Raw genomic sequence first — 17,025 nt, 5'->3', positions numbered from 1 at the left:
TTCCTTAAGTTAACGAAGCTCGAGCGCTTGCAATTCTTTCTCTATACGTGCCAGAGAGTCTTGAGTGATAGGCTGTTGCCATGGATAGCTGTTAAGTAGCCTCACTGTGCTGCGAATAACAGGGTCATTAAGCTCAAGTGGTGCGAGCAATGAAGCTGTGCCCTCAACAATTTGCTTAGTTTGTTGCAAGCGCAGTACTTGCTCATATCCCACGGTAAGCGCCCAGCCGGTGATGATAATTTCTTCTATCATGTCGTGTAGATCTGGTGTAGCTTGCAACTCACCTGCTTCAATGCCATCAATTAGCGCTTGTTTAAACACGTTTTCACAGCCACCACAGGATTCGATAATTTTATTGGTCCAAAACTCAGAAGCCCTTTTAATCACCGCCTCATTGGTAGAGTAGGACTGCAATTCATAATCAAAAGAGAAGCGTTTTAGCTTTTGTGGCGAGATAAGACACACCGCGAGCATGCGTTCTGGCGTGCTAAGTGGTAACGACAACACTTGCTTAAAAACACTGGATGTATGGGTAAAAGACTCATAGGCCAGCGCCATTACTAGGTCTTCTTTGGTCTGCACAAACTTATAGATTGAGCCCATAGACAATCCTGCAAGCAAAGAGACTTTTGCCATTGTAAAGTCAGTGACTGAAGACTCATTAATGCATTGTTCCGCAGCGTTTAAAATCATGCGTTGCTGGGTTTCTTTATCATATTTAGGTGCCGGTGCCATCGTTTCTCCTTAGAGTTTGAACCTTATTCGAATGGTATTCGAATAAGGTTCAATTATAGAGAGCATTTTTAAAAGTGCAATAAGTAATCAGGGGGGTTGCTTGAAAATGCGATTTAAAGATATCAAAGGGAGTAGAATGAATGCGCTGTACGGCGTTCCTCTGAAAGAACGCCACGCTAATTAACCAAACCTCAGGTTATTTAGTGATTTAAAATCCAGCTTTTAACTGGCTTTAACCACTCGTCTCTCGGGAGATAAAAAGCGCCGTGTTCCTTACCGGTTGAAATCGAAAGCTCTGTAAAGCTTTTGAGGTTTGCAGAGCGTGCTTTCACAAAATCGCAAGAGCCCACTTGATCTGAGGTTTCGTAAACCGACAACACCTTGCCGTAGAGTTTAATCTCGGTTTTACTTTTGATAAGCCCAGCGCAGCCTGCTAGTACCACGTAGTGAATGGCATCATTTTTTAATGCATCACTTGCCATTATCGTTAACGCGCCACCGCGAGAAAACCCCACGAGTGTAATGTTGCTGGCGCTGACGCCCGCGTCCAGTAACTTGTGAACCTTGCTAACCAAGGTTTTTGTATACGCTTCTGGTGCGACGCCTTTAGGGCGATGCTCAGCAATTAGCGTATAGGCATCATCACTTAATGCCTGTTTGATGGCTGGAAAGTCATATTTACCCCAGCGCTTATGAATAGGGGTTTCATTATCACCTTCAACGATATAGCCATGAGAGTAAAAAACATATTTGGCAGATGAATTAATCTGCTCTGGTACATCTGGGTAAACTGCTTTTGCTGAGGCGATCGACGCCATGCAAGCAGCAAATGAGGTGCATACCGCACGTAGTAAACGATTCATTTTTGAGTTTTTTTAGTTGATGTAGAGAGATGGTAGCCAAGCTTTGATAAAAGAAGCAAGCGTAGCGCGATGGGTGATTTTGTATGAGAGAGTTGTGAGAACGAGTTTATTTTGTGGGATCCGGCTCATTGTGTGGGAGCGAGTTCACCTCGCGATCTCTTAACTGCTCGCCGCATGAAGCGGCTCCTACCAGAGTGGCTTACTTTATGGCAGCAGGGTTATTTTGTGGGAGCGAGTTCACCTCGCGATCTCTTAACTGCTCGCCGCATGAAGCGGCTCCTACCAGAATGACTTATTTTATGGGAGCGAGTTTATCTCGCGATCTCTATATCATTTGGCGCTTCAGGCTTACGCCATTGCCAGCTCGCTCTTATCACCCATCCAACGCCAGATAATCGGGTCAACAATATCGCTGTGGTTTTTAAGCACGGTAAAAGCGAGGCTTCTCACTTGCGGTAATAAATGTTTATCACGGCTAAGATCGGCAATTTTTAGCTCTGCCAATCCAGTTTGTTTTGTACCAAGCACTTCACCTGGGCCGCGGATCTCAAGGTCGCGCTCAGCGATGACAAATCCGTCGTTACTTTCTCTAAGCACCCCCAAACGCTTTTGCGCAGTGACCGACAGTGGCGCATGGTAAAGCAGTAAACAATGTGATGCGATTTGTCCGCGACCAACACGGCCGCGCAATTGGTGAAGCTGCGCCAGACCCAAACGCTCAGGGTTTTCTATGATGATAAGGCTAGCGTTGGGTACATCCACGCCCACTTCAATCACGGTAGTTGCAACCAGCACATGGGTATGACCTTGTTTAAATTCGTCCATGATGGTCTGCTTTTCTTGGGCTTTCATGCGACCATGTACCAGCGCAATATTAAGTTCTGGCAAGGCTTCGGCAAGTGCTTTGGCGGTGTCTTCTGCGGCTTGGCATTGTAGCGCCTCCGACTCATCTATAAGCGTACATACCCAGTAAACTTGACGCTTATCTTCAACACAGGCCTTTTGTACTTTTTTGATCACCTCATTGCGTCTGGTGTCTGGCACGGCGACGGTTGTGATTGGTGTTCTGCCCGGTGGTAGCTCGTCGATAATTGAGGTTTCAAGATCTGCATAGGCCGTCATTGCCAAGGTTCTCGGGATTGGGGTTGCGGTCATCACTAACTGATGCGGATAGCAATCGCCAAACTTTCCCTTTTCTCTCAGCGCTAGGCGCTGATGCACACCAAAACGATGTTGCTCGTCGATGATGATAAGCGCAAGGTTAGAAAACTGTACTTGCTCTTGGAATAACGCATGGGTGCCGACCACCATCTGTGCTTGCCCTGAAGCAATACGCTCAAGCGCATGAGTGCGTTCCTTACCTTTGGTTTTACCACCCAGCCATACGGTTTCTATACCCATAGGTTCAAACCAATTAAGGAAGTTGATGCCGTGTTGCTCGGATAGGATCTCAGTGGGTGCCATAATTGCTACTTGGTAACCTTGTGCGATAGCCGTTAACGCGCTAAGCGCTGCCACAAGCGTTTTTCCTGAGCCGACATCCCCTTGCACCAATCGCATCATGGGGTAGGGATGTTGTAAGTCGCCTTTGATCTCTGCCACTACTCGACTTTGGGCATTGGTGGGGGCAAATGGCAAGGATGACAAAAACTGAGCTTCAAGTGGGTTGGTGGGCGGTAGTGCAACCGCTTTTACCGCTTGACCTTTTTGTCTTAGCTTAAGCAAGCTGAGGTTTTGCGCCAATAACTCTTCAAACGCCAATCGTGCCTGTGCAGGATGTTGCCCGAGCTCTAATTGTGCTAAATCCACTTCCTGTGGTGGACGGTGCAGTAATAACAGCGCTTCTTTTAGGCTTTGCTGCGATGGTCGATATTGAGCTGGTAAATAGTCTGGTACATCATATTTGCGTAGTAACTCAACGGCTTGATCGGCAATTGCCCGAATGCTCAGTTGCTTTAATCCTTCGGTGGTAGGATAAACTGGGGTAAGCGTCGCAAGGCTCGGATCGCTCGGTGCAGAGCGCGTCTCTTTGATGCTGTATTCTGGATGCGCCATTTCAAAGCCATAATGACCGCGGCGAACTTCACCAAAACAGCGGATCACTTTGCCCGCTTGCATGGCATTTTTTTGTGCTGCATTAAAGTTGAAAAAGCGCAGCGCGATCCGCCCCGTCCCATCATTAACATAACACACCAACATGCGGCGTTTGCCTTGCGTGATTTCGCTGCGTTCAATCTCGGCTTCAATGCTGACATGGCTATGCGCTTGCAGCTCGCAGATAGGATAGGTGCGCGCACGATCTTCGTAGCGTAGCGGAAGGTGAAATAACATGTCTTGCACCGATTGAATGCCAAGTTTGGCCAAACGCTCGGCCGCTTTTGGGCCTACGCCTTTTAATTCGGTGATTGGATAAGTGGCCAAATTTGGTGTCGACATGCTAATCCTCTAGCGCGATCCGCGTTATTTATTTCTTCTGCGTAAACTTAAGAATGTCCCAAAAAGCGTCGTCTGCAACGATTTCACCGTGCTCATCAAGTGCCGGGTAAGGTAGCCCTTTTTCGCGACAGCGGGTTGCAATGATTGGATGACATCCTTCAAATAGTAACTTATGTTTTACCACAGGATCCATCATATCTGTACGTTTGTACAGTCCTGCTGCATCTCTTTGGCGCTGCGCTTCGTATAAAATAAGCGCTGCAGCAACAGACACATTGAGTGATTGCACCATACCTTGCATTGGGATCACGATGTGCTGATCCGCATGCTCAAGTGCGCGCTCTGAGATCCCTAAACGCTCTTGCCCGACAATAATAGCGGTAGGTTTAGTGTAATCAATTTCACGAAAATCAACGGCGCTATCACTAAGGTTGGTTGCTAATAATTGTACACCTGGGTTTTGTTCACGAATTGTCGCAACAGCTTGGTCTATATCCTCATGCATATGGGTTTCAACCCAATTTTTGCTGCCGCCAGAGGTATTGTTTGTTAACCGTCTTTGATCTTGTGGCCATACTGCGTGTACGTGGTGGCAGCCAACCGCGTCTGCGGTACGCACAATCGCTGACAGATTATGGTGCTTATGCACTTCATCTAGGCACACTGTGAGGTCGGTTTGGCGTCTATCTAATACGCTTTTTACACGATGGAATCTATTCTCAGCCATCTACTTACTACTCTAATCAAAAAATTCCCGCGATTATAACAAAAAAGAAGCTAGGGCATAACGGTGCGCTGAATTGGGTTTTGCAGTGAGATCAGCGTTTCGGTTGACTGGATCGACTCAATGGTTTGCACTTTATTAATAAGCACATCTTGAAGGTGGTCGATGGAGCGCGCCATCACTTTGATAAAAATGCTGTAATTGCCCGTGGTGTAGTAGGCTTCAACAACTTCTTCAAATTCCTTTAAACGTGCGATGGCTCCCGGGTAGTCGCCAGCGTGTTTTAAGTTTATTCCGATAAAACAGCAGACATCATAACCAAGTCGTTTGGCATTAATGCTCACTTGAGTCCCTTCAATGATCCCCGCTTGCTTCATTTTTTCGACCCGAACATGGATGGTACCGGCGCTAACAGCAAATCTTTTTGCTAATTCCGCGTAGGGCGTTCGTGCATTTTCTTTTAAAGCGTGAAGGATGGATCTATCCAGATTGTCGATCTCATAATTTTCCATGTAAATATCCATTAGCAATTATCGTTTATATAAAATTTATAGCATATTTTTGATGAAAACAATTATGTAAAGGTGTTTTTGTTGCGGGTTATTGATGTTTGTGTCGGTTTCTTTAAATATAGACTCAACAAAACGACAAATTCGGGAATGAGGACCTAACCATGTTGAGCAAGTATCAAGAGACACAAAAACAGATAGCACGAGTAAAACAAGTATTTTCAGCACAGCTAACCGAGCAATTGGGTTTAGTTGAAGTACAAGCGCCTATTTTGGCGCGTTTGGGCGACGGTATTCAAGACAACCTAAGTGGCCACGAGCAGGCGGTGCAGGTAAAAGTGAAAACGCTACCGGATGCGCAGTTTGAGGTAGTGCATTCACTTGCTAAGTGGAAGCGCAAAACACTAGGCGATTATGGTTTTGCTAAAGGCGAAGGCCTCTATACGCACATGAAAGCGCTACGTCCAGACGAAGATAAGCTATCGCCAATCCATTCTGTCTATGTGGATCAGTGGGACTGGGAAAAGGTGATTTGCGAAAACAGTGAGCGTTCGCTGGCAAAACTAAAAGAAACGGTAGAAACCCTTTATCGTTCAATTAAAGCAACGGAAAAAGTGGTTGAGGATGAGTTTGGCATTGCGGCATTCCTCCCTGAGAAAATTACGTTTGTGCACAGCGAAGAATTACGCACTATGTATCCAAATTTCACAGCCAAGCAACGTGAAAAAGCGATTGCCCAAGAATATGGCGCGGTATTTTTAATTGGCATTGGTGGTGAGCTTGGTGATGGTAAGATTCATGACGTTCGCGCGCCGGATTACGACGACTGGTCAACGCCAACATGCGACAAATACCAAGGGCTTAACGGTGATATTTTGGTATGGAACCCGGTGCTAGAAGATGCATTTGAAATCTCATCAATGGGCATTCGTGTTTGCCCTGATTCGCTTGCAAGACAGCTTAAATTAACCGATGACGAAGCACGCTTGAGCTTAGATTGGCACCAACAATTAGTTGCGGGTGAATTACCACAAACGATAGGAGGTGGTATTGGCCAATCGCGTTTAGTGATGTTGCTGTTGCAAAAGCAGCATATTGGTCAGGTACAAGTTGGGGTATGGCCTGAAGAAGTACGTAGCAGCGTAGCTGATTTGCTTTAAACAGATCGCGAGGTGAACTCGCTCCTACTGGGTGAATACTCTGGTAGGAGCTGCTTTACGCGGCGAGGGGTTAAAAGATCGCGAGGTGAACTCGCTCCTACGTGGTGACTACCTTGGTAGGAGATACTTTACGCGGCGAGCAGTGAAAAGATTGCGAGGTGAACTCGCTCCTACTGGGTGAATATTTTGTTAGGAGATGCTTTACGCGGCGAGCAGTGAAAAGATCGCGAGGTGAGCTCGTTCCTACTGGGTGAATACTTTGGTAGGAGCCGCTTCACGCGGCGAGCAGTTAAAAGATCGCGAGGTGAACTCGTTCCTACGAGGTGAACACCGTGGTAGGAGCCGCTTCACGCGGCGAGCGGTTAAAAGATCGCGAGATGAACTCGCTCCTACTGGGTGAGTACTTGGGTAGGAGCCGCTTCACGCGGCGAGGGGTTAAAAGATCGCGAGGTGAACTCGATCCTACTGGGTGAATATTTTGTTAGGAGCTGCTTTACGCGGCGAGGGGTTAATAGATCGCGAGGTGAACTCGCTCCTACTGGGTGAATATTCTGGTAGGCGCTGCTTCACACGGCGAGCAGTTAAGAGATCGCGAGATGAACTCGCTCCTACTGGGTGAATATTTTGCTAGGAGATGCTTTACGCGGCGAGCAGTGAAAAGATCGCGAGGTGAACTCGCTCCTACGGGGTGAATACTTGGGTAGGAGATGCTTTAGGCGGCGAGCGGTTAAAAGATTGCGAGGTGAATTCGTTCCTACTGGGTGAATACTTGGGTAGGAGCCGTTTCACGCGGTGAGCAGTGAAAAGATCGCGAGGTGAACTCGCTCCTACTGGGTGAATACTTTGGTAGGAGCAGCTTTACACAGCAAAATAACATTCTGTTTTAGAGGAATAAATTTAGCACAGTGATAGGTTTCTGGGTTACTCACAACGCTGAATTTATTCCTCGACTTTTCCTTATTCTCATCCCTAGTGTATTCTTATACGTTACTCGGTATAATGCCCGCTTTTAGCTCTGCGGCAGACTTGAGTAAACCAATACCACTCGGCCGGTACTTATTGTTGAGAATGACTATGACATCACCTACACGCGGTAATCTGTTTATCCTTTCTGCGCCTTCTGGTGCGGGTAAATCAAGTTTAATCAAAGCGTTATTGGAAAAGCACGACGATATTAAAGTGTCGGTGTCTCACACTACGCGTGCTCCTCGTCCAGGCGAAGAAAACGGCGTACATTACCATTTTGTCTCGGTTGATGAATTTAAGCAGCTGATCGATAAAGGCGATTTCTTTGAGTGGGCGCAAGTATTCGAAAATTACTACGGCACTTCAAAACAAGCGATAGAAGATCAGCTTGCCGCTGGTATTGATGTGTTTTTAGATATCGACTGGCAGGGTGCGCGTCAGGTGCGTGAGTTGATGCCTGAAGTAAAGACCATCTTTATTTTACCTCCTTCAACTGCGGAGCTAGAAAAGCGCTTAAATGGTCGTGGTCAAGACTCTCAAGAAGTAATCGCAGGTCGCATGGCTGAAGCGAAATCAGAAAGCTCACATTACAACGAGTTTGACTATATTCTTGTCAATGATGACTTTGAGCAAACACGCGGTGAGCTTGAACATATTGTGATTGCCGCAAGACTTGAGCAACAAGCACAGTCTATCCGTCATCAAGCGCTTATCGCTGACTTGCTAAAATAATTACTTTTAAACCTGAGGTTTTTTAACCATCAATACTTGGCGAAAGGCTAGACATACAGTAAACTAGCCTTTTGCATAATGAACTGAATTTGGAGTGCTTCGATGGCTCGCGTAACTGTAGAAGATGCAGTAGATAAAATTGGTAACCGCTTTGACTTGATTTTAGTAGCAGCGCGTCGCGCTCGCCAAATTTCTGTAGGCGGTAAAGATCCTATGGTTGATGCTGAAAACGACAAGCCAACCGTAATCGCGCTACGTGAAATTGAGCAAGGTTTTGTAACCACTGACTCGCTTGATATTATCGACCGTGAAGAGCAGCAGCATCAAGAAGCTGCAGAGCTTGCTGCAGTAGCTGCAATCGTTGGTGGCAATCGCTAATCCAACCACTGTCTAGATTCAATAATGCCAGCTTTTTTGCTGGCATTATTGTTTTATAGCAATTGAAATTAAGCAAATTGGTATAAATCGCCAGCACATTACACAACGCGTAACGCCTTTAACTTCCTAACAAGTAGCATAAATTGTTCATTGGCATTGCTGGTGTTTCATCGTATATTCTTAAGTAACTAGCTTGTAACCCGTTTTATACTCGCCGAGTATAGCTTCTCTGAAACATTGGAGTGTGAATGTATCTGTTTGAAGGCCTCAAAAAGAAAATCTCAGAATATTTGTCACCAGAAGACGTCGATTTGGTGCAAAAAGCCTATGTCGTGGCCCGTGAGGCACACGAGGGACAGACGCGCTCTAGCGGTGAGCCCTATATCACTCACCCAGTAGAAGTAACCCAGATCCTTGCGAGCATGAGGCTTGATCATGAAACACTCATGGCTGCGCTGATGCACGATGTTATTGAAGATACTGACTTTAGCCAAGACGACTTAGCAGAGATCTTTGGTGATACGGTCGCTGAGTTGGTGGAAGGGGTGTCAAAGCTCGATAAACTGAGCTTCAAAGATAAAAAAGAGTTCCAAGCCGAAAACTATCGCAAGATGATCATGGCGATGACGCAGGATATTCGTGTCATCCTTATTAAACTTGCAGACAGAACGCACAATATGCGAACGCTAGGTGCTTTGCGTCCTGACAAGCGCCGTCGAATTGCCCGCGAAACACTAGAGATTTATGCGCCAATTGCAAACCGCCTTGGTATTCATGATATTAAAAATGAGTTAGAAGACCTCGGGTTTCAGGCGTTATATCCGATGCGCTATCGTGCGTTACGTTCAGAAGTCGCAAAAGCACGTGGTAATCGTAAAGAAGTGGTCAGCAATATTCAGTCTGAGATTGAATCTAGACTGGAAGAAGCGGGTATTCAAGGCTCAGTAAAAGGCCGTGAAAAGCACTTATACAGTATTTACCGCAAGATGCTGAATAAAGAGTTAATGTTTAACGAGGTGATGGACATTTACGCCTTTAGGATCAATGTCGACAACCTAGATACTTGCTACCGTGTGCTAGGCGTTGCACATAATTTATATAAGCCAATTGAAACTCGTTTTAAAGACTATATTGCCGTACCGAAAACCAACGGTTATCAGTCGCTTCATACGTCGCTGGTAGGCCCGCACGGTATTCCGGTAGAAATCCAAATTCGTACTCACGATATGGATCATATGGCGGATAAAGGGGTAGCGGCGCACTGGATGTATAAAAAGTCAGGCGATAATGCCGGCCATACCGCGCAGCAGCGTGCGCGTCAGTGGATGCAAAGCTTGCTTGAACTGCAGCAAAGTGCAGGCTCGTCTTTTGAATTTGTGGAAAACGTTAAAACCGAATTATTCCCAGAAGAAATTTACGTCTTTACGCCAGATGGCCGTATTGTCGAGTTACCTATGGGCGCAACGGCGGTAGATTTTGCCTATGCCGTGCATACCGATGTGGGTAATACCTGCGTGGGTGCTCGTGTAAACCGTAAGCCTTATCCTTTGAGTAAAGCGCTCGATACCGGCCAAACGGTCGAGGTTATTACTAGCTCAGGTGCACACCCTAACGCTACTTGGCTGAATTTTGTGGTAACGGGTAAAGCACGCCTTGGGATCCGCAATTACCTCAAGAGCCAACAAGAAGAAGAAGCGATCCAACTAGGCCGCCGTTTACTCGACTCGGCACTGGGTGAGTATAAGCTAGATGATATTGCTCAAGAGCAAATCGACAACGTACTTGAAGAGCATAACCTCAATACCTTGTTGGAGCTGCTGGTTGAGATTGGGTGTGGCAATATCATGAGTGTATTGATAGCGAAGCGTTTACTGCAAGATGATAATGCGGTAGAAGATATTGCTAAACGTGCTAAAGCCGCGATAATCGGAACAGAAGGCATGTTGGTAACCTATGCTAAATGTTGTCGCCCTGTGCCGGGTGACGCTATCACAGCATATATGAGCCAAGGCAAAGGCCTAATGGTTCACCGCCAAGAATGTAAAAATATTAAGGGTTGGCGCAACGAGCGTTCGAAGTACTTCGTCGTGAAGTGGGAAGACAACCCAGAGAAAGAATATATAGCAGCGCTGCGTGTGGAAATTATTAACCACCAAGGTGCGTTGGCTAAATTAACCAATGTGGTTGCGACGACTCAAGCTAATATTGTCGAAATCGCAACGGACGAAAAAGAAAGTAATTTATACGTGATTGATTTAGGTATTACCGTGAAAAACCGAATTCATGTTGCTGATATTATGCGCCGAATTCGAGTGATGCCAGATGTACAACGCGTGTATCGTAAAAAATAAAGGAACATTAATGAACAAAGCTATTATTTCAACAGATAAAGCGCCAGCAGCAATTGGCACTTACAACCAAGCGGTAAAAGTTGGTACTGCGGTCTATTTATCTGGTCAAATTCCATTGGTGCCAGAGACGATGGAATTTATTTCTGAAGATTTTGCAGAGCAAACGCACCAAGTGTTCAAAAACCTTATCGCAGTATGTGAAGAGGCTGGTGGCGAGTTACAAGATATGGTTAAGGTTAATATCTTCCTAACTGATCTGAGTAACTTTGCAACGGTCAACGAGATCATGGCTCAGTATTTTAGAAAGCCATATCCAGCTCGTGCTGCAATTGGTGTAAAAGAACTACCAAAAGGCGCACAAGTTGAGATTGATGGCATTATGGAGTTACCTTCAACTAACTAACCTCAGGTTAGCTAATAGTTAGATATATTTCTTCGCTCCAGTGTCAATCGCTGGAGCGGCTTTTCAAAAAGCCAACACAGTCCACTCATTTTCCCCTCGCTTTACATTACAGGAAGTCCCATGACCGCAGCCAGCGCACTTACTAGCCGTGCATTGAAATTAAAAGCAAGTACTGCTGATCTTCATGACAGTATAGATAGCAGCATTATGGCAAAAGACCCGTTTGCCAGCATTGAGCGTTATCTCCAGTTTTTGACTCTTCAGTACCTGTTTCTTAACGATGTCGCTGCATTATATGAGCACCGTGAACTCTCTATGCATATTGACGATCTCAAATCGCGCCGACGGCTTGGGTTGTTAGAGCAGGACTTTGCTGACTTACAGCACACATTACCTGTGCCGTCTTTGTCGCCGTTTATCACAACTTCAACCGAGTTTGCGACTGCTTTGGGAGCGCTTTATGTCGTTGAAGGCTCTAAGGTTGGGGCCGCGATGCTTGGGCGTCAAGTGCAGGCGCGTTTGCCCGTCACAGGTGAGTATGGCGCGCGTTACTTAGCAGGCCCAGGTTCCGGGCGCGGCAGTGCGTGGCGTCACTTAATTCAATTTATCGATACGGTTGAGTTAACTAGTGCACAAGAAGATGCATTGATCACCGGCGCTCGTCAGGCTTTTATGCGTTTTCAGCAGTATCAAGCAGAGGTCTATGCTTAATACAATTGTATAAGTTGAACGGAGAATAACAGGGTTGTTGTCGCGACATAGTGTCGCGACAGGTTAGTGACTAGCACATATTGGTCGGGCAATCACAATGTAATGTATTTGGCTCAGGAACACACGCTAACGCCTTAGATGGGCAGGCCATCGTTGGGCCATCGGTGTCACAGTTTAAGTCGCGACTACAATAGTAGGAACAACCACCACCAATCTCACGGGTCTTGTTGTTATCCAAAATTAGCTTACTACCTGCTAATGACTTCAATTGCTTTTTGTTCAGTTTTAAATCCATCGTTTATTCCTTCAATTGATTTAGGGTAAAAGCAGCACAGATCACTATGACCTATGCTGTGGCTCGGATTTTTTAAGCGTTGAGTCTTCTTCACTTTCTTTAATTGGCGCAGGACGAAAACGTTCAACATAGATAGTAGCCAATAGAGTGGTTATGACGAGTGAAAGCAATACAGATTTTAGGTATGGATAACTATTGAATACAAAACCCCAATGCCAGAATTGTTTTGCAAAGCTTTCTTCAATACCCAAATACTCTAAGTTACGAATTATGTTCTCGGAAAAAGCAGCTATATCTACGAGTATAAATAGGAAGAAAACACCCACCAATAAGATATCCGCATGTGTCATGTAGATATATTCACGCTGAGCAGGGTTGCGTCGTTCAACATAATATAAGGATAAGCGAACTCTATTTTTAAAATAAAAGAATAGACATAGGTCGCACATTAACTGTAGTAAATAAATTGCTAGATTTTGATAGAAAGGTTTTTCATCAACTAGTAGTTTAGCTAATATCAGCTCAAAGCCTGCCAGCTCTATGAGCATAACCAGTAGAATACAGGTACTAATATGTTGAATATTTAACTGTTCTCTGGCTAGGAACGTAAACGATAAAATTAAAAGTAAAATAGGTATGTCAACGAAGCGCCCGAAAGAATGATGTACGAATGCTAAAAAGCACCAAAGCAGAGCAAAAACAATTGCAAAATAATACGTTTTATTCACTATTTATTCCCTTTAATTAGCACCGTCATCGGAGTTCGGTTGGTTCAGTTTGGGATCATCCACCTGTTTTCCTGTGCTGCCACCTCTAACCTGACTCGCGCTTTTAGTGCCAATAAGTTGTATACTGTTTATTTTATTTTTTGTGGAAATAAGGCTTTTATGGGTCTTAAAGTGGTTCAAAAGTATCATGGCAGTATTCCTTTTAGTTTTTGCAGTGGTTAAAATCGTTAATACTGTACTCTGAAACTCACCTATTGAGAATATTTTGTAAAGCTGAAGTAGCTTATGTGCCTAGTTTTGGATCTACTACTGTTCCGCCATGAGAAGCCATAGAGGAAGTTCGAGGGTCATGTTTAACCACTCCTAGGCTGCCACCTTTAATGGACTTTAAACTATACATTGGTAACTTTTTGATTTTTATTGCCTTACTAAGTTTTTTTTGCATTCCAAATTTCATTCTTTTAATCCTTTTACTACTTAAACCAGCTGAAAACATGATTACTTACTCTTCCACTTTCTTTGCATCAGGAGAGGTCGGGCTTTTGCGTCTTAATTGGGTATCACTAATTAAGCTTCGTAGCGCTTGAAACTGTTTAATAATGGGAGAAAGGTCAATATCACAGTACCTACACCAAACCTGAAAGTGATCCCAAGGTATACGGCTTACACCATTTTCATAGTTTTCGTAGGTTTGGCGGCTAATACCCACAAGGTCAGCCATTTGCTGCGTGGTTTTTTGGGCAGCAAGGCGCATTCTTCTAAGGTCGTCACCGTTATATTTAAAATAGGGATTGCCCACCAATTTAGTCCTTTCTTGCATGGGGAGTCTGCTCAGTGCCACCCAAGTTATTTTTATGTGTAATCTTTGTTAATTTGTAATTGTAATCAATAAAAATGTTTCTGCAAGAGGAAATTTAATTAGTAAGATCTGAAAGTGGCGCTCAGAAATACACTTATACTTTTCACTTTATTTTCATCATTTTAATAGAAAAGTTGGTTCGACAAGATTTTTTAGCGAGGCTTTTGTTACTGTAGTGTGAAATGAAACAAGGGTAACAACTGACTGAGGGTGATATGGATTATCTACGTCAATATAACGACTTAAATATTCTCTATGAAGCACTTAAAAAATCGAGTCGCGGAGAGGTTGAGATAGCTGAGACGACCACTAAGTGGTTTTCTCTTGTAGAGAGTACCTTATTTGAGCTTCAGGAGCTGGCGTATATGGAAAAGGCGTATATGCAAAAGTCGCGAACCATGAATAATCTCATCGAACTGGTGTATGCCAGTGTTCCTGCCACTGAGTAGGGTAAATAAAAGAAATAAAATTGTATGTTTTGCAGTGGTAAGAGTGCCAATCTAGCTCAATTAAGTATTGGCACTCTTTTTTAGTGATTTATATGACTTTTAGAGCTCAAATGGCGCGACGCCTTTGGCTTCCATCATATAACCTGTTTGCGCGATGTCGCCCTTCCAAGTAGAAACCTTAATCGTGCCACTGACTGTGATTGCATCATATAGGCTTTCAATCGGAACACCGCCTTTGATTTTGACATGAACGATTTGATTTGGCGGCGGAGGCGGCACGTGGATGCAAGCGCCAAAGTAGGGAACCAACAAAAATTCGGTGATCACTTCACTGTCACCTTCAAGTGGTACAACAAAGCCGGGTAAGCTGACTAGTTGGCCGTCTAACTCTTTGACGACTGGGGCGTCTAAGTCAGGTTGCACCCAATTTTGCTCGGCGCCATCATGGCTTGCTGCGTCTTGATTGCTGATCTGGACATGCCCTTTTGGAATTAAATCTTCCCAGAATATCTCTTTAGGTGGTGCCGCATTTGCAATACCACTGAATACCATCGCAGTGATGAATGCAATGAAGTAAAAAACGTGAGTTCGTGCGGTTAACTGCATCTTGATCCTCTTAGGTTTTAATTTGCATGCCATCGGCAAGCGAGTAAAAATAAGCACGGGCGGCAGGAATGGCGCCGATCAAAGTACCTGCACCTATAATAACGCTTAGTAGCGTGAGTTCATAGGTTGAGAGCGCTGAGATACTTAGGACTACACCAAATTGACTTTGTAGGCCGGATTGGGCAGCAATGAGCAAGGTATAAAAAAGTGCTACACCGAAAGCACATCCTAACACGGTAATAAAAATTGCTTCGCTAATGAGAAGTGTAAAAATATGCCAAGGCCGCGCACCAACGGAGCGTAGGATAGCAAGTTCTCGACGCCTTTGATTCAACGTGGCGAGCAATGAGGTCAACATGCCAAGTAAGCTTATCAACACCACAGCAAGGGTGATAAGCAGCAGGATTTTTTCGACAATATCTAGCATTTCCCACAATTCTCTCAATGTCACCCCCGGCATAATTGCCAGTAAAGGCTCACCTTTATATTGATTAATATTTCTGCGCACTTGTAGGGTATAAAGTGGTGACTCAAAACCAAGTAAAAATGCAGTGATTTGCTTTGTCGAGCCAATTAAATCACCGGGCTTAGAGTCGAGGTTGTGTAGTAAAGCGCTATTGTTTTTACTGTCATGCTCATGCTCATGCTCATGCTCATGCTCATGCTCATGCTCATGCTCGTGGTGCGTTGCATCCTGCTTTCGTGCAACCATTCGAGATGGCTTGCTGTGGCCTGAGCTATGCATGCTCTCGATGGCACTTAATGGCACATGTAGCGTTTTATCTACCGGCGTTCCCGTGGCTGCCAAAATGCCAGAAATAACCAGCGGATTGTCATCATGATGATGGAAACTGGTATTGCCCATGCCATGAGAAATGACGATTTTTTGTCCCAGTTGATAACCCAGCTTTTTTGCGACCATAGCCCCAAGCACCACTTCTTGGCCATTGTGAAATGGTCGACCAGCAGTAAAGGTGAGGTGTTGTTTTTTAGCGTATTGATAATGACTGAAGTAACTTGCATCAGTGCCCAGCACAGCAAAGCCTTTGTGGCTATCGCCTAAACTAATGGGAATGCTCCAAGCAACACCGCGTTGTGCCTTGATGTACTCGTAACTTTGCCATTGTACGGCGTTATTGGCATGACCAATTCTAAATACGCTTGAAAGCAAAAGCTGAATATCACCAGTACGTGCGCCGACAATCAAGTCAGTGCCAGAAATAGTGTTCGCAAAGCTGGATTTTGCGTCTTGACGTACACGCTCAACCGACAGCAGTAACATGACACTAATTGCAATGGTCACTAGAGTTAGGGCAACGCTGGCTTTTCGGTTTAGCGTACTTTTCCACGCAAGTTTGATTAGCATAGCGGTGCTCCTTGTTGTAAATCAGGTAAGCTTATTTGCCTATCAAATAACGGCGCTAAGCTTTTGTCGTGACTGACAAAGAGAATAGATGCACTGTAAACTGCGGCTTGGCTAAAGAGTAATTTAATAAATCCATCACGGCTGTCGGCATCGAGGGCTGAGGTTGGCTCATCGGCAATAATTATTTCGGGCCTGCCAATAAATGCGCGAGCGGCGGCTACGCGCTGCTGTTGGCCAATACTTAACTCCGCGACACTGCGCTGCTGAGTGTGCTCGTCTATACCAAGATCAGAGAGCAGAAGTTTGGCTTCCTGCTCAAGCGATTTATTCTGTGAGGAGATGTTTTGCCTGCGCTTTTTGGAAAATTCACAGCCAAGGGTAACGTTTTCAATAGGCGACAAATAGGGCAACAAATTAAAGTTCTGAAAAATAGTACCTATATGGTCGGCTCTAAACTTATCTCGTTGGCCACGGCTCAGTGCGCTCGCGTTTGTACCTGCAATTTCAATTTCTCCCTGCTGGCAATCCAAGGTGCCGGCAATCAATCCAAGCAAAGTCGATTTACCGCTGCCGCTTGGACCATGTAAAAACACGTGTTCACCTCGGGCGATATGTAGCTTAGGTATGGTTAGCACCGGGGTGCTCGACTTAGGCCATGTAAACTGTAATTGAGATATCGTAAGCATAACGCCTCAACGCTGGCAAATAATGTTGTGATGGTATAACAATAATGACTAAAGCAAAACTAAGTTAA

Annotated in this window: 19 protein-coding genes; 7 read left to right on the top strand and 12 right to left on the bottom strand. The window is 44.9% G+C overall.

Annotation, left to right across the window (positions count from 1 at the left end; genetic code table 11):
• Nucleotides 1-9: 9 nt before the first annotated feature.
• The 5 genes from MHN32_RS00555 to asnC all read right to left on the bottom strand — a co-directional run bounded on the left by MHN32_RS00555 (nt 10) and on the right by asnC (nt 5,270).
• On the bottom strand, nt 10-735 hold the full coding sequence (locus tag MHN32_RS00555) for a TetR/AcrR family transcriptional regulator (protein ID WP_239420612.1): 726 nt from the start codon (nt 733-735) through the stop codon (nt 10-12).
• Nucleotides 736-935: 200 nt separating this feature from the next.
• Nucleotides 936-1,598, bottom strand: coding sequence for an esterase (locus MHN32_RS00550; RefSeq protein ID WP_010605870.1), 663 nt, complete (start codon nt 1,596-1,598; stop codon nt 936-938).
• A 348-nt stretch (nt 1,599-1,946) separates the two neighbouring features.
• On the bottom strand, nt 1,947-4,034 hold the full coding sequence (gene recG / locus MHN32_RS00545) for an ATP-dependent DNA helicase RecG (RefSeq protein WP_239420605.1): 2,088 nt from the start codon (nt 4,032-4,034) through the stop codon (nt 1,947-1,949).
• Nucleotides 4,035-4,062: 28 nt separating this feature from the next.
• Nucleotides 4,063-4,761: a tRNA (guanosine(18)-2'-O)-methyltransferase TrmH gene (gene trmH / locus MHN32_RS00540; RefSeq protein ID WP_010605868.1), complete on the bottom strand. Its 699-nt coding sequence runs from the start codon at nt 4,759-4,761 to the stop codon at nt 4,063-4,065.
• A 50-nt stretch (nt 4,762-4,811) separates the two neighbouring features.
• Nucleotides 4,812-5,270: a transcriptional regulator AsnC gene (asnC, locus tag MHN32_RS00535; protein ID WP_010374296.1), complete on the bottom strand. Its 459-nt coding sequence runs from the start codon at nt 5,268-5,270 to the stop codon at nt 4,812-4,814.
• A 161-nt stretch (nt 5,271-5,431) separates the two neighbouring features.
• Between asnC and asnA the strand changes: the two genes are divergently transcribed.
• From asnA to MHN32_RS00505, 6 genes are all read left to right on the top strand, one after another.
• Nucleotides 5,432-6,427, top strand: a complete 996-nt coding sequence (gene asnA, locus MHN32_RS00530) for an aspartate--ammonia ligase (RefSeq protein ID WP_239420598.1) — start codon at nt 5,432-5,434, stop codon at nt 6,425-6,427.
• A 1,074-nt stretch (nt 6,428-7,501) separates the two neighbouring features.
• Nucleotides 7,502-8,125 (top strand): guanylate kinase, encoded by a 624-nt coding sequence (gene gmk, locus MHN32_RS00525; protein ID WP_010605867.1) that lies wholly within the window; start codon nt 7,502-7,504, stop codon nt 8,123-8,125.
• Between the two features lie 102 nt (nt 8,126-8,227).
• Entirely contained in the window at nt 8,228-8,503 is a 276-nt protein-coding gene (gene rpoZ / locus MHN32_RS00520) for a DNA-directed RNA polymerase subunit omega (RefSeq protein ID WP_010374289.1), read from the top strand.
• A gap of 248 nt (nt 8,504-8,751) precedes the next feature.
• The gene (gene spoT, locus MHN32_RS00515) at nt 8,752-10,854 is read left to right on the top strand and encodes a bifunctional GTP diphosphokinase/guanosine-3',5'-bis pyrophosphate 3'-pyrophosphohydrolase (RefSeq protein WP_239420592.1); all 2,103 of its coding nucleotides are present in this window, start codon (nt 8,752-8,754) and stop codon (nt 10,852-10,854) included.
• A gap of 10 nt (nt 10,855-10,864) precedes the next feature.
• Nucleotides 10,865-11,257 carry a RidA family protein gene (locus MHN32_RS00510; RefSeq protein WP_010374286.1) on the top strand — a complete coding sequence of 131 codons (393 nt, stop codon included), beginning with the start codon at nt 10,865-10,867 and terminating at the stop codon, nt 11,255-11,257.
• A 120-nt stretch (nt 11,258-11,377) separates the two neighbouring features.
• The gene (locus MHN32_RS00505; RefSeq protein WP_239420578.1) at nt 11,378-11,968 is read left to right on the top strand and encodes a biliverdin-producing heme oxygenase; all 591 of its coding nucleotides are present in this window, start codon (nt 11,378-11,380) and stop codon (nt 11,966-11,968) included.
• Between the two features lie 70 nt (nt 11,969-12,038).
• On the opposite strand, the gene MHN32_RS00500 is transcribed toward MHN32_RS00505, so the two are convergent.
• The 4 genes from MHN32_RS00500 to MHN32_RS00485 form a co-directional block, all read right to left on the bottom strand.
• On the bottom strand, nt 12,039-12,263 hold the full coding sequence (locus MHN32_RS00500) for a hypothetical protein (RefSeq protein ID WP_017218402.1): 225 nt from the start codon (nt 12,261-12,263) through the stop codon (nt 12,039-12,041).
• Nucleotides 12,264-12,307: 44 nt separating this feature from the next.
• On the bottom strand, nt 12,308-12,991 hold the full coding sequence (locus tag MHN32_RS00495) for a hypothetical protein (RefSeq protein WP_174170473.1): 684 nt from the start codon (nt 12,989-12,991) through the stop codon (nt 12,308-12,310).
• A 283-nt stretch (nt 12,992-13,274) separates the two neighbouring features.
• Nucleotides 13,275-13,448, bottom strand: a complete 174-nt coding sequence (locus MHN32_RS00490) for a hypothetical protein (protein WP_167310199.1) — start codon at nt 13,446-13,448, stop codon at nt 13,275-13,277.
• Nucleotides 13,449-13,493: 45 nt separating this feature from the next.
• On the bottom strand, nt 13,494-13,811 hold the full coding sequence (locus MHN32_RS00485; RefSeq protein WP_235366773.1) for a helix-turn-helix transcriptional regulator: 318 nt from the start codon (nt 13,809-13,811) through the stop codon (nt 13,494-13,496).
• Nucleotides 13,812-14,065: 254 nt separating this feature from the next.
• Here MHN32_RS00485 and MHN32_RS00480 point away from each other — a divergent pair, with 254 nt between their 5' ends.
• Nucleotides 14,066-14,299 (top strand): hypothetical protein, encoded by a 234-nt coding sequence (locus MHN32_RS00480; protein ID WP_010374281.1) that lies wholly within the window; start codon nt 14,066-14,068, stop codon nt 14,297-14,299.
• A 99-nt stretch (nt 14,300-14,398) separates the two neighbouring features.
• On the opposite strand, the gene MHN32_RS00475 is transcribed toward MHN32_RS00480, so the two are convergent.
• From MHN32_RS00475 to MHN32_RS00465, 3 genes are read right to left on the bottom strand one after another with little or no spacing between them, the layout of a single operon-like run.
• A complete protein-coding gene (locus tag MHN32_RS00475; RefSeq protein WP_010605860.1) occupies nt 14,399-14,905 on the bottom strand; it encodes a DUF3299 domain-containing protein in 507 nt (168 codons plus the stop codon).
• Nucleotides 14,906-14,915: 10 nt separating this feature from the next.
• Nucleotides 14,916-16,271, bottom strand: a complete 1,356-nt coding sequence (locus MHN32_RS00470; RefSeq protein WP_239420577.1) for an ABC transporter permease — start codon at nt 16,269-16,271, stop codon at nt 14,916-14,918.
• A complete protein-coding gene (locus MHN32_RS00465; RefSeq protein WP_010605858.1) occupies nt 16,265-16,957 on the bottom strand; it encodes an ABC transporter ATP-binding protein in 693 nt (230 codons plus the stop codon). Before MHN32_RS00465 ends, MHN32_RS00470 begins: the two co-directional genes overlap by 7 nt.
• Nucleotides 16,958-17,025 lie beyond the last annotated feature (68 nt).

The sequence above is a fragment of the Pseudoalteromonas sp. Of11M-6 genome, from assembly GCF_022347905.1.
GTDB lineage: Bacteria > Pseudomonadota > Gammaproteobacteria > Enterobacterales > Alteromonadaceae > Pseudoalteromonas.
Note: the sequence above shows the minus strand (reverse complement) of the source record. Positions and strands in the feature narration are given on the sequence as shown.

Coding starts and splice junctions, on each gene's coding strand:
- MHN32_RS00555 (WP_239420612.1), bottom strand. CDS start 735: ATGGCACCGGCACCTAAATATGATAAAGAAACCCAGCAACGCATGATT.
- MHN32_RS00550 (WP_010605870.1), bottom strand. CDS start 1,598: ATGAATCGTTTACTACGTGCGGTATGCACCTCATTTGCTGCTTGCATG.
- recG (WP_239420605.1), bottom strand. CDS start 4,034: ATGTCGACACCAAATTTGGCCACTTATCCAATCACCGAATTAAAAGGC.
- trmH (WP_010605868.1), bottom strand. CDS start 4,761: ATGGCTGAGAATAGATTCCATCGTGTAAAAAGCGTATTAGATAGACGC.
- asnC (WP_010374296.1), bottom strand. CDS start 5,270: ATGGAAAATTATGAGATCGACAATCTGGATAGATCCATCCTTCACGCT.
- asnA (WP_239420598.1), top strand. CDS start 5,432: ATGTTGAGCAAGTATCAAGAGACACAAAAACAGATAGCACGAGTAAAA.
- gmk (WP_010605867.1), top strand. CDS start 7,502: ATGACATCACCTACACGCGGTAATCTGTTTATCCTTTCTGCGCCTTCT.
- rpoZ (WP_010374289.1), top strand. CDS start 8,228: ATGGCTCGCGTAACTGTAGAAGATGCAGTAGATAAAATTGGTAACCGC.
- spoT (WP_239420592.1), top strand. CDS start 8,752: ATGTATCTGTTTGAAGGCCTCAAAAAGAAAATCTCAGAATATTTGTCA.
- MHN32_RS00510 (WP_010374286.1), top strand. CDS start 10,865: ATGAACAAAGCTATTATTTCAACAGATAAAGCGCCAGCAGCAATTGGC.
- MHN32_RS00505 (WP_239420578.1), top strand. CDS start 11,378: ATGACCGCAGCCAGCGCACTTACTAGCCGTGCATTGAAATTAAAAGCA.
- MHN32_RS00500 (WP_017218402.1), bottom strand. CDS start 12,263: ATGGATTTAAAACTGAACAAAAAGCAATTGAAGTCATTAGCAGGTAGT.
- MHN32_RS00490 (WP_167310199.1), bottom strand. CDS start 13,448: ATGAAATTTGGAATGCAAAAAAAACTTAGTAAGGCAATAAAAATCAAA.
- MHN32_RS00485 (WP_235366773.1), bottom strand. CDS start 13,811: ATGCAAGAAAGGACTAAATTGGTGGGCAATCCCTATTTTAAATATAAC.
- MHN32_RS00480 (WP_010374281.1), top strand. CDS start 14,066: ATGGATTATCTACGTCAATATAACGACTTAAATATTCTCTATGAAGCA.
- MHN32_RS00475 (WP_010605860.1), bottom strand. CDS start 14,905: ATGCAGTTAACCGCACGAACTCACGTTTTTTACTTCATTGCATTCATC.
- MHN32_RS00470 (WP_239420577.1), bottom strand. CDS start 16,271: ATGCTAATCAAACTTGCGTGGAAAAGTACGCTAAACCGAAAAGCCAGC.
- MHN32_RS00465 (WP_010605858.1), bottom strand. CDS start 16,957: ATGCTTACGATATCTCAATTACAGTTTACATGGCCTAAGTCGAGCACC.